This window comes from Tunicatimonas sp. (assembly GCF_049647865.1).
GTDB lineage: Bacteria > Bacteroidota > Bacteroidia > Cytophagales > Cyclobacteriaceae > Tunicatimonas.
Window position 1 is genome coordinate 1 of the sequence record NZ_JBARYM010000293.1, and the last position, 11,222, is coordinate 11,222.

The 11,222-nt window shown below is 45.3% G+C and carries 12 protein-coding genes; 5 read left to right on the forward strand and 7 right to left on the reverse strand.

All coding sequences use genetic code 11. From position 1 onward, the window contains the following. Positions 1–137: 137 nt before the first annotated feature. The 4 genes from WBA23_RS08970 to msrB all read right to left on the reverse strand — a co-directional run bounded on the left by WBA23_RS08970 (position 138) and on the right by msrB (position 3,291). Complete coding sequence (locus WBA23_RS08970) at positions 138–845, reverse strand: 2-phosphosulfolactate phosphatase (RefSeq protein WP_424581936.1); 708 nt, start codon at positions 843–845, stop codon at positions 138–140. A gap of 1 nt (position 846) precedes the next feature. Continuing rightward, on the reverse strand, positions 847–1,950 hold the full coding sequence (gene gcvT / locus WBA23_RS08975) for a glycine cleavage system aminomethyltransferase GcvT (RefSeq protein ID WP_424581937.1): 1,104 nt from the start codon (positions 1,948–1,950) through the stop codon (positions 847–849). Between the two features lie 110 nt (positions 1,951–2,060). Beyond that, positions 2,061–2,816, reverse strand: coding sequence for an arylamine N-acetyltransferase family protein (locus WBA23_RS08980; protein WP_424581938.1), 756 nt, complete (start codon positions 2,814–2,816; stop codon positions 2,061–2,063). A 10-nt stretch (positions 2,817–2,826) separates the two neighbouring features. Beyond that, positions 2,827–3,291 (reverse strand): peptide-methionine (R)-S-oxide reductase MsrB, encoded by a 465-nt coding sequence (msrB, locus tag WBA23_RS08985; protein ID WP_424581939.1) that lies wholly within the window; start codon positions 3,289–3,291, stop codon positions 2,827–2,829. 146 nt (positions 3,292–3,437) lie between these two features. On the opposite strand from msrB, the gene WBA23_RS08990 reads away from it, so the two are divergent. Beyond that, positions 3,438–4,919, forward strand: coding sequence for an ATP-binding cassette domain-containing protein (locus tag WBA23_RS08990; RefSeq protein ID WP_424581940.1), 1,482 nt, complete (start codon positions 3,438–3,440; stop codon positions 4,917–4,919). Positions 4,920–4,933: 14 nt separating this feature from the next. Here WBA23_RS08990 and WBA23_RS08995 read toward each other — a convergent pair whose 3' ends face one another. After that, on the reverse strand, positions 4,934–5,869 hold the full coding sequence (locus WBA23_RS08995; protein ID WP_424581941.1) for a phytanoyl-CoA dioxygenase family protein: 936 nt from the start codon (positions 5,867–5,869) through the stop codon (positions 4,934–4,936). Between the two features lie 164 nt (positions 5,870–6,033). Between WBA23_RS08995 and WBA23_RS09000 the strand changes: the two genes are divergently transcribed. The 3 genes from WBA23_RS09000 (at position 6,034) to WBA23_RS09010 (ending at position 9,404) form a co-directional block, all read left to right on the forward strand. Next, a complete protein-coding gene (locus tag WBA23_RS09000) occupies positions 6,034–6,366 on the forward strand; it encodes a PadR family transcriptional regulator (RefSeq protein ID WP_424581942.1) in 333 nt (110 codons plus the stop codon). Next, the gene (locus WBA23_RS09005; RefSeq protein ID WP_424581943.1) at positions 6,327–9,059 is read left to right on the forward strand and encodes an ABC transporter permease; all 2,733 of its coding nucleotides are present in this window, start codon (positions 6,327–6,329) and stop codon (positions 9,057–9,059) included. The genes WBA23_RS09000 and WBA23_RS09005 overlap by 40 nt, the downstream gene beginning before the upstream one ends. Before the next feature lie 159 nt (positions 9,060–9,218). Then, a complete protein-coding gene (locus tag WBA23_RS09010) occupies positions 9,219–9,404 on the forward strand; it encodes a hypothetical protein (RefSeq protein ID WP_424581944.1) in 186 nt (61 codons plus the stop codon). Positions 9,405–9,455: 51 nt separating this feature from the next. On the opposite strand, the gene WBA23_RS09015 is transcribed toward WBA23_RS09010, so the two are convergent. Together WBA23_RS09015 and WBA23_RS09020 are read right to left on the reverse strand one after the other, a co-directional pair. Beyond that, positions 9,456–10,037 carry a Uma2 family endonuclease gene (locus WBA23_RS09015; RefSeq protein ID WP_424581945.1) on the reverse strand — a complete coding sequence of 194 codons (582 nt, stop codon included), beginning with the start codon at positions 10,035–10,037 and terminating at the stop codon, positions 9,456–9,458. 41 nt (positions 10,038–10,078) lie between these two features. After that, positions 10,079–10,471 carry an arsenate reductase family protein gene (locus WBA23_RS09020; RefSeq protein ID WP_424581946.1) on the reverse strand — a complete coding sequence of 131 codons (393 nt, stop codon included), beginning with the start codon at positions 10,469–10,471 and terminating at the stop codon, positions 10,079–10,081. Positions 10,472–10,768: 297 nt separating this feature from the next. On the opposite strand from WBA23_RS09020, the gene WBA23_RS09025 reads away from it, so the two are divergent. Continuing rightward, positions 10,769–11,222, forward strand: a 454-nt coding sequence (locus WBA23_RS09025; RefSeq protein ID WP_424581947.1) for an AAA family ATPase, incomplete at its 3' end; no start/stop codon positions are given.

Genomic DNA, 11,222 nt, shown 5'->3' on the forward strand with positions numbered 1-11,222 from the left:
ATGCGAAGAGAGGAAGCACGATTAAAATTGAGCAGTAAAGATAATGCTTTTAACTACTTATTACTATGTTAGTTCTACTACCTGAATTAAAGAGTCGTTACGGGGTCAACCGTAGGTTTCTTCAAGACAAACCCAGCCTAAACATTCACCACCAAATGTTCATCTTCTAAGAAGGGAACCACATCATATTCATCTTTCTTCAAGCAAAAACGCATATCATCATCGGCCGACAGCTTATTGAGTCGTTGAGCGTGTGATGTTTGCGAAATAACCTCGTAAAGATCGTCTTGCGCATTTTCGTAAAGTAGCTGAGCTGCTAACGCTGAATCCCCTCTTATTTCAAAGTCATTGGTAAGTAGAGAAGTCAGTGCTCCGGCAAATAAGGTGTCTTCCAGATTCATCTGCCCCTTCCAGCCAGCACACAGTATTAGCGTATCTTCGTTTAACTCTTTAATTCGGTCAGCTAAAGCACTTAAGTTTAAGAAGGCGCCAATTAGTAAATGTTTTGCCGATCTAGATTTTTCAATAGCCAGCGTTCCATTCGTAGTGGTCATCGCTAATGACTTACCCTTCAAATCGCCGCTCATTACATCGTAAGGTGAGTTACCAAAATCAAAGCCTTCTACTTTCGCTCCGTCGCGTTCACCGGCTGAAAGGTAATCTAAACGCTGCAAAGCCACGCACCCCTCCACATAGGCAACGGGCATTAACCGGTTTAGTCCGTGAGCAAATGCAGTAATCATAGTGGAGGAAGCCCGTAGTACATCAACTACGACCGCCACTTTTTCTACAATGGAGTGCTGACGTAGTAATTCAGGAGTGAGGCAAACTTCTATTGTTTTCATATCAATTGGTAGTTGGAGTAACGAAAGGTGGTTTCATAATTTCGGCTTTGAGGCGACGGTTCCGAACACCCACGTAAATTGTGCTACCAGGTTTAGCCTGCGCTTTTTCTACGTAGCCCAAACCAATTCCTTTTTGTAGAGAAGGCGATTGAGAACCAGAAGTGACGCGACCAATTTTTTCATCTTGGTCATTAAATAGTTCGTAACCGGCTCGAGGAATGCCCCGATCCACCATCACTAAACCAATTAGTCTGTTATCTCCGCCAGATTCTTTTCTTCCTTGCAGAAATACCGAGTTGGTAAACTCTTTATTAAATTTAGTAACCCAACCTAAACCCGCTTCGATAGGGCAAGTAGCATCGTCGATATCATTACCGTAGAGGCAGTAGCCCATTTCTAGTCGCAGCGTATCGCGCGCGCCTAAACCGATGGGTTTAATATCAAATGACTCACCCGCCTCAAAGATTGCGTTCCATAACTTTTCAGCCTGATCGTTGGCTACGTACAACTCAAATCCACCAGCTCCAGTGTAGCCAGTGGCGGAGATAATTACATCATCTACCCCGCCGATGCTTCCTTGCTGAAATGTGTAGAATTTCATCTCCGATAAGTTTACGTCGGTGATGGATTGTAAGGTATCGGTTGCTTTTGGCCCCTGCACCGCAAGTAATGAGATTCGTTCGGAAGCATTTTCCATTTCCACTGATTCGGTATTGTAGTGCTCAATCCACTTCCAGTCTTTCTCAATATTAGAAGCGTTTACCACCAGCATATACTCCTCTTCGCCAAGGCGATATATCAGTAAATCATCTACTACCCCACCTTCCTCATTAGGCAGATAGCTATATTGAGCTTTACCGTCGAACAACTTAGTAGCATCGTTACTTGTAACCCGCTGAACTAAATTTAATGCTTTGGGGCCACGGATAAAAAACTCGCCCATGTGCGATACATCAAACACCCCCACACCTTGGCGAACAGCCAGGTGTTCTTCAATATCTGAACTGTAGCGAAGTGGCATTTGGTAACCGGCAAAAGGCACCATTTTCGCCCTTAGTTTTACGTGAGCATCGTGCAGAGCGACTTTTTTAAGATTTTCTTCCATAGTTAGGTAGTGAGCTACTGTCTCTATTATTTCTTGGGCAAAGGTAAAGAGAAAGGAGGAAAACACCCAAATAGAGTGACTGATAAGCGAAAAGCAAATGTTATTACAGCTTATAGTACAATACCGAAATGCTCCCGTAGTTTTTGATTGAATTCTTGAGCACTTTCAATTGGAGTTTCTGTTTTCTTACCACTCACTGTTTCAATAAAAGCTTTATCAGTTAATGTAATCCGCCCATCGGAGGTTAGCAATGAGCAGAGTTTACCCTGAGTGAAGGGTGATTCGGGAGATGTTTGGTGATAGTGGCACATTTCGGCAAACTCAGCAAGCGGCTGCGGGTCAGATTTAAATTTGTACATTTTAATATGCTCCCGCCGGTTGGTAGTTCGGCGCAGCAGTGTTTCCGCATCGCTAAGCTTCACCAGTTGATAATACGTACCATCTCGTGGCTGGTAATCTTCCGTACTCAGTTGTAGCGGTTCAGAAAAGTTGGTGCCAAAGCCCACGTCTACTAACCAGTCTTCCTCTAAATGCGCCACAATAGCCACATGACCAAAGTAGGGCGTAAATTGCTGCTTTGGTTGAGAAAATACACTACAGGTGATAAAGTGAGTAGAAAAGCCTAAATCTTGAAGTAGCTCATTGAACAAACCGTTCACCTCAAAGCAGAAACCCCCTCGCTTTCGCTGGACAATTTTATTATAAGACTGCCTCACATCAATGCGAATGTCCTGCTGCCGATGAATATCTAGATTTTCGAAAGGAATATGCAGCAAATGTGTACGCTGTAGGGCTTTTAGAGTAGCCGATGTAGGCTCCCGGGAGCCTACGTGGCCAATTCGGTTCAAATACGCTTCAGTATTCATGGCCGTTGGGCTAATCCTGATCGGCTGTCTCTTCCTTCTCTACCAGCTTAATTGATTCAGAGTTGATGCAAAAGCGCAGACCGCTGGGGGCAGGTCCATCAGAAAATACGTGGCCTAAGTGACCATCGCAAACATTGCACATTGCCTCTACTCGCACCATGCCGTATGTCGTATCTTTCTCGTACTTGATCGCATTATCTTTTACCGGTTCAGTAAAGCTAGGCCAGCCAGTGCCCGAATCAAATTTAAGATCTGAGTCAAATAACAGGGTATCGCAGCAAATGCAGGCGTATTTCCCCGGATCATGCGCACTACAGAGTTCTCCGGAAAAGGCTCGCTCGGTTCCTTTCTGGCGCGTAATTCGGTATTGCTCAGGAGTTAATTGCTCCTGCCATTCCTCTTCCGTTTTTTCTACCCGCCGGTCTGGCGCAGGGCTTCCATTATTGGCGTATTTTATAACATCATTCCAGTTCATATTTTTAGATTTTAATTGCTAGATGTATAACGGGTTAAGTACGCTAGGTGTTCTTAGTAGGAGAGACTTCTCGCTCGATTATCAGTCACAGAAATAGAGATATTCACTAACTTAACCTCTCCATAACAATACGATCTCAATAAAACATGCCAAACCTACTGATAGAAGCCGATCAAATAGAAGTGAAGATCAGATCTAATATTGTAGTTCAAAACATCAGCTTCGCAATCTGTGAAGGAGAAGCTTGGGCAATTACTGGCTCGGCTGGTAGTGGGAAAACTACATTGGTTAATGTAATCCGGGGTCGTCAGCCAATTTCTGCAGGCAGCATTACTAGTCACTTGAGTCCGACTGACCGAGTGGTGATGGTAGAGCAGCAGCATACGTACCGAAACCAAACCGATACGTCTTCCACTTACTACCAAGCGCGTTTTAACAGCATGGATTCTGAAGATTTTCCTTCGGTAGAAGAGGAGTTACGTACGAGCGTAGCTAAGGAAGGTGCTGAGCCGTCAGATGAGAAGATTGGCAGTGTTCTACAATTATTACAAATCAACCACCTGCGAAACTCTCGCTTAATTCAGCTTTCTAACGGAGAAAATAAGCGGTTTCAGTTAGCCAAGGCGCTGGTGCAGCAACCCAAAGTATTAATTTTGGATAGCCCATTTATTGGCTTAGATCAAGGCGCTCGCCAGATTTTGCACAACGTTATTAACCAGTTGATCTCCAGCCAAATCACTATTATTCTAATCACCACTCCCCATGAAATCCCCGATAGTATTACCCGGGTGCTGGAGTTGCAAAAAGACCATTCCGCCCGGGTTGCGTCCCGCGCTTCGTTTATAGCCCGACAACAAACTGAGCCGATAGATGCAGCAAAAGTTGAGAATGGCATTCACCAAAAGCTACTTAAACTGAAATCTTCTGCATCCGACGGCTCATTTGACGTGGCGATCAAAATGCAGGATGTAAGTGTGCACTACGGGGGTAAAGCCATACTGGACGGCGTAAACTGGCAAGTAAATCGGGGCGATAAGTGGGCGCTTTCGGGACCGAACGGGGCGGGAAAATCCACCTTGCTCAGCCTTATCTACGGAGATAATCCGCAGGCCTACGCTAATCAAATCTACTTGTTTGACCGGAAGCGAGGTAGTGGTGAAACGATTTGGGATATCAAGCAAAAGATTGGCTATATCTCTCCCGAACTTCATCTTTACTTCAACCGCCGGCTACCTTGCTTTGCGGCCGTATCCTCGGGTTTTACCGACACTTTGGTCAGTAGTAAAACTCTTTCTAGCGAACAGAAAACTACAGTAGGGCAGTGGCTAGATGTATTTGCTCTTTCTCATCACAGAGAAAAACCACTGATTGAGTTACCCCTTAGTGAGCAGCGATTGGTGCTACTAGCTAGAGCGTTAGTTAAAAATCCTCCGGTTTTACTGTTGGATGAACCTTGCCAGGGATTGGATGCTCAACAAACCCAAAGATTCAATGCACTAGTAGACATTATTTGTCAACATTTCGATAAAACGCTAATATACGTCTCTCACTATTCTCAAAATACCCCTTCTTGTGTAAACCAGCGATTGTTCTTAGAGAAGGGAAAAGCTAGAGTAGAATTAGCTTAAGAGTTTCTAATCATTTACCATTTATCCAATCCTAGAAGCTTTCGGCCTAACTGAGACAATTCGGCGGTTTCGTATTTGTTTTGTTCCCAACCTCGGGGGTCACCCGGAAAAGCGTAGCCTTCGGGGGCGCGGCGTTCTTGCCAGGAGAAAATACGCCACTGCCGTAGCTCTTCATTCTCTTCTTCGGCTGGCATCATGGAGATGTACTGAGCAATTCGCACTTTATCTTTACTATTATTTGGGCGGATGCCGTGAGGTTCGGTGCTATTAAAGATCAGTAGATCACCCGCTTGTAGTGGCACTTTCACAATGTCAAACCCGCTGACATCCGGTTTAAAATGATCGCGGTCGGTGGGTTGGGTAAGCTTCCAAGTATCGTAGGTTCGGTACAGTTCGGGCACGCACTGAAAGCCTCCCATGGTTGAATCGGTTTGGTCGGCTAGTGCCAGCACTCCCTGTACGTTTTGTGGTTTGGTTTCCGGGTCGTAATCCCAGTGGATAAAGCCCTTATTTTCAAAACCAGGCCGATTGGGAAAATTCAGGTTCGCTCGGTCAATGGTTACCCACAGCTTGTCGGTTCCCCAAATATCGGAGAATGCTTGATGCACCTTGGGGTGCTGCCGATTGTCCCACAAGTATTGATGATTGTACACTTCCACCATACCGGTGTTGGTAAGTTCCTTCATTTTCATTTCGGCCCGGGGCGGGGCGTACCAAGTTTCGGGGTTGTTCGAATCTTTCTCTTCAAATTCCCACAGGAAGTTCGCTAGCCGCTCCGCTTGTTCTCGCGGTACTGCGTCTTTAATCACTACGTAGCCGTTCTCAATCCAGAATTGCCAATCTTCTTCGCTGAGTACTTGCAGAGGTTTACCGTTGCTGCGGTCGTTCAGTTTGATCTGACTGCTGATAGCAGTAGAAGGATTACCTGGAATATCTTGGTGGGCGTTCATGGTATTATAGTACTTAGTGCTACGGTATTCCTGTATAAGTTATACAATTTTGAACATTATTGATAGTTTATTTTTTGCTTAGCTGATAAATCACTTTACCATAAGCACTATACCATTTTGATTTAGTATTCATATAAACTACATTTAGGAAATATAATAGAACTATGGCGAAAATTCAGTTAGGTGAGTTTGAGGAGATTGTGCTGCTAACCGTGGCGGTGCTGTACGATGAAGCCTACGGAGTAGCGATTAAGCGGGAAATTGAGGAACGGCTAAACCGTTCAGTCAGCGTGGGTGCATTGCAATCTGCATTGCGGCGGATGGAAACTAAAGGATTTTTGGAATCCCGCTTGGGTGAAGCAACTAAGGTGCGAGGGGGTAAGCGTAAACGATTTTTTACGGTCACTCCCTACGGTAAGCAAGCACTAACTCAGGCGCGAGATGCCCGCCTCCAACTATGGCAAGCCATTCCGCAGGTTGGGTGGGAGAGTATTTGAATCGTATGAACGGAGCTTCTAGTTCAAAGAAATTTTTCAACGAATGCAAAAATCTTGTCAATCTACCTAATCCTATGAATCCTGATTCAGACCGTTTGCCACCCCACTGGGTACAACGTTTTTTTCAATGGTTCTGCCATCCGGCCTACTACGAAGATTTAGCGGGTGATTTGGCGGAATTATATGATGAGCATATCCAGCAATCAGGAGCTAGAAAAGCGCGGTGGAAATACGTACGCGACGTATTGCTCTTGTTTCGCCCCTCCATTATTCGCCCGCTTCCTATTTATTCTATTCTAATCCAACCTGCCATGTTTCGCAACTACCTCAAAGTTAGCTTACGTAACCTGTGGAAGTACAAAAGCTACGCGCTACTTAATGTTTTTGGTCTTGCTATCGGTATTGCCGCCGCTATTGTTCTGTTTCTCATCGTCCGCTACGAACAGTCGTTTGATACCTTTCATGCCGAGCACGAACGGGTGTATCGCTTAGGGCAACAGGAAACTAAAAATGGCGAACCAAACACCTACGATGCCACTCCGGTTCCGGTCGTTCCTACGCTGCTAGAAGAAATTCCTGAGGTAGCAAGCGGTACCCGCTACTTTGCCCCAGAAAATGTCCGGTTACGCTACCAAGGCAGCGTAGTAAATCCACTGGTGCATTTCGTAGACTCAGGATTTGTGGATGTATTCACGTTTAAGGTAGTAGCGGGTGATCTACAACGTACCCTGAAAAGTGAGAATCATATCGCCCTAACCCAGTCGGTAGCTGAGAAGCTATTCGGAGAAACCGATCCGATAGGAAAGACGCTAGTAGTAGTCAACAGTGATCAGCAATTCATAGTTGAAGCCGTATTAGAAAACCCACCCGCTAATTCTTCCTTACAATTTGAGGCACTGCTGCCCTGGAATAACGCTCCCGACTGGGTAACCAAAGAAGCTACTTGGGAAGATACTTTTATGACCTCCTTCATAAAACTAAACAAAGGGACTGATACGGCGGAACTATCCGAAAAGCTGTTAGCATTTAAAGATCGTCATTATGTAAGTGAGCGAACTGCTAACTTACAGATCCATTTGCGTCCGCTCGCTGAACTTCGGCCTTTCGATACCAAGAACAAACCAGTCATTGTTCTACTCAGTATTATTGCGGCTATCACGCTGATTATTGCCAGTGTCAATTTCACTAATCTGGCTACCGCCCAGTCGCTGCTGCGAACGAAGGAGATTGGACTTAGAAAAGCCGTCGGCTCCCTTCGTAGTCAATTAGTAACCCAATTTTTGGTGGAGTCGGTAGTTACCTGTTTGTTTGCCTTGGTGGTGGGGATACTGCTGGTACACCTAATTTTGCCGCGCTTTAATCAGTACTTTGATCTGACTTTAACTTTCCGCTACTGGCAAAATTTGCCGTTGTTGGGGGTACTATTGGCTATTGGCCTTATCACTGGTTTACTCGCTGGAGCTTACCCGGCAGCGTTCGTTTCTCGCTTGTCGCCAATCACCTCGCTGAGGGGGCAGAGTAATTTCCGCTCGTCCGGGCGATTCTTTCAGCGCGGATTGATCGTAGTGCAGTACGCGGCTTCTATTCTGTTGATTGCCGGAACGCTAATCATCTGGCGACAGATTCAGTTTATGAAATCTCAGGATTTGCAGTTTGATGAAGAGAATGTAGTGGCTCTTTCATTGAGATATGATAACTACGATTTCCAGAGCGAAGAACAGGCTACGTCAGCAATCAAGACAATGATAGATCGGTTAGAGAATGAAAGTGTTGTTACTGATCTAACATTTGCGGAAAAAATGCCCGGACGTTTTAATTACTACTCAGCTGATTTCCGTGACAGTGAATTACCTAATGAAGAGCCAACTAATCTCCGTTGGGTGATAGTAGGTAATAAGTACTTTGAAACGTTAGCCATAGATTTGGTAGCGGGACGCGCCTTTTCCGCCGCCCTCCCTTCCGATAGCAACGCGGTGATTATCAATGAAACCGCTGCCCAAGCGTTGGGGTGGCAAGATGTGCAAGACAAATACCTTGTAAATAGCGATGGCGAACAGCTTCCCGTGGTAGGCATGGTACGCGATTATCACTACCAATCGTTGCAAGATCGTATTCAGCCCATGCTTCACTACTACTACCCCGGTGATGAATACTACTACGGAGAGATTGCGGTTCGCTTACAACCCGGTCGCACCGCCGAGGGCTTGGAAGTGCTAGAATCCGCCTACCAGTCGCTCGATCCCTTTGAGCCGTTTAGTTACTACTTTCTGGATGAAGAATTTGATAAAATGTACCGGGCGCAGGAACGGCTAGGGCTAACCGCTTCCCTATTTGCCGGTATTGCGGTGGTGTTAGCATCATTAGGACTACTAGGATTGGCTGCTTTCGCTACCCGCCAACGTCGTAAAGAAGTAGGAGTACGCAAGGTGTTGGGGGCATCCGTCGCGCAAATTATTCTGTTACTTTCCCGAAGCTTCGCCGGGCTGGTTGTGATCGCTTTTGTAGTGGCTTGTCCGCTGGTATACTACGGGGCCAACCAGTTCTTGCAAGACTTCGCCTACCGCATCAGTTTGGAAGCCGATGTATTCCTAATTGCTGGAATGATCGCCTTCGTAATTGCCGGAATCAGCATAAGTCTACAAGCCTTCCGGGCCGCCTCGGTCAATCCAGTCAACTCGCTGCGGGATGAGTAACTTCCAACCGAATACCGTCATTCCGAACGAACGATAGTGAGTGACGGAATCTCTCGCAATAATGGAATTAGCCTCTTTCAATGGGGGAGATTCCTTCGCTCGTTGTCACTCACTCGAAATGACGTTAAAAATAATATAACGAAAACAATGATAATCGTCTTGCTCTCTATACTCCTGTTCGCCGAGGTTGTCTCCGGTCAGATCGTTAGCGGAGTAGTACTGGACTCAGCTACACAAGAGCCGATGGTTTATGTACACATTGGGGTTTTGCGGATGGGGGTTTCAAGAGTAAGTCGGATGTATTGGCCGAAAACAAAGTACGATCTCGCGGAAGATTACTTTTAGACCTACGGTGAGCTAATAAAAATGCTAAGCTTAGATAACCTTCGGAGAGTGCTATTTCAGCCATCGCAGGTCAAACACAAAACCAGGTAGCACATCTTCGCCTGATAGTGTCCGGTCGTAGCTGTTAAGTATCTCCGGCGGGGCTTGCCCCGTGCGGTAAATGAATGTTTTGTCTTCTATTGGATAGAATAACCAACCTAAGCGACAGCCATTGTCCATCCACTCCTGCATTTTTGCTTGTATAGTCTTTAGTAGATCAGAAGGGGACATGAGTTCAACCACAAAATCAGGGCATAATGGCACAAACTTGGCCTGCTGTTCCTCAGTGAGTGCCTCCCAACGCGATCTCTCTAACCAAGAAGCATCAGGCGAACGGGTAGCTCCATTGGGTAGAATAAATCCGGTAGAGGAATCAAATACTTTTCCTAGTTGCCTCTGACGATTCCATAATTTCAAATCAGCAACTAGCTCGCCGTTCTTATCGCCAGTAATTCCTCCAGTGGGAGCCATAATAATAATTTCTCCATTAGCATTTCTCTCAAAACGTAGGTCGCGATTCTCTTGGCAGAGCGCAAAGAATTCATCATTAGTAAGCGAAAGGCTTGGTGGTAACTTAATTTCGTATTTCTCCATGATAAAGAAGTTAAGAATTCTCAGGCAGAATTACGATCAAACTACGTCTTCATATTTTGATCAAAGCCCTGCCCGTCGTCTAACTTCAGCATATCGCCCGGACTTTCGCAGATAATCGCCCGATTGCCTAAAATTCCAATGGGGGTGCGGAGCAATTCAGGATTGTGCCGGATTGCTTGTAGCCAATCTTCTACGGATAAATTTACATCATCGTACTTATCTTTGTATATATCGGCTCGGCGATCGATAACATCTTCAACGCTCACTCCCAAATTATCCAGTAATTGGGCCATCTGTCGCTCGTTGAGAGGGGTTTTAGAAATATCTATTTCGTTTACGTGTTGAGCAATTTGTTTAGCGTAGGCTAGAGCTTCGCGGTTACCACGCTCCTCAAAATTATAAATGATAACAACTTCTTTCGGATTCCATTCCATAGTAAAAAATGTTACAGGTTTAGTGGGTTGCAGATTGATTATATTCGTAGCCTGCAACTTTTAAACTGTGAAACTCTTCTGATTGAGAAAAGTTAGTGACTGTTTGCGTTATTTATGTAATAGCACTCAAGCGGCGTAGGAAATGCTATAATTTTTCAGTATTACCAAGCGAACCCCACTGAAAGTATAATCGGACTAAATTCCGTTAGATAGGCCTGGTCAGACCGGTAGATAGGTTAATAATTTTAATCTGATATTCTCATTTCAATCCGTCTGGAGAATTTATAAATTGCGTAGATGGAAAAATTCGTTGTTTCGGCCCGAAAGTATCGCCCGACAGGTTTTGAACAAGTTGTCGGACAGGAACATATTACTACGACGTTGCAGAACGCCATTGACCAGAACCAATTGGCGCAGGCCCTGCTATTTTGTGGTCCCCGGGGAGTAGGAAAAACTACCTGTGCTCGAATTGTGGCCCGAAAAATAAACGACTTCAATGAAGAATCTTCTGCCAATGCCCTTAATATCTACGAGTTAGATGCTGCTTCTAATAATTCTGTAGAAGACATCCGCAACTTAATTGATCAAGTGCGGTACCCACCCCAGCAGGGAAAGTTTAAAGTGTACATTATTGATGAGGTGCACATGCTATCTAACCAAGCATTTAATGCCTTTCTGAAAACGCTAGAAGAACCGCCGCCCTACGCCATTTTCATTATGGCTACCACCGAAAAGCATAAAGTAATCCCAA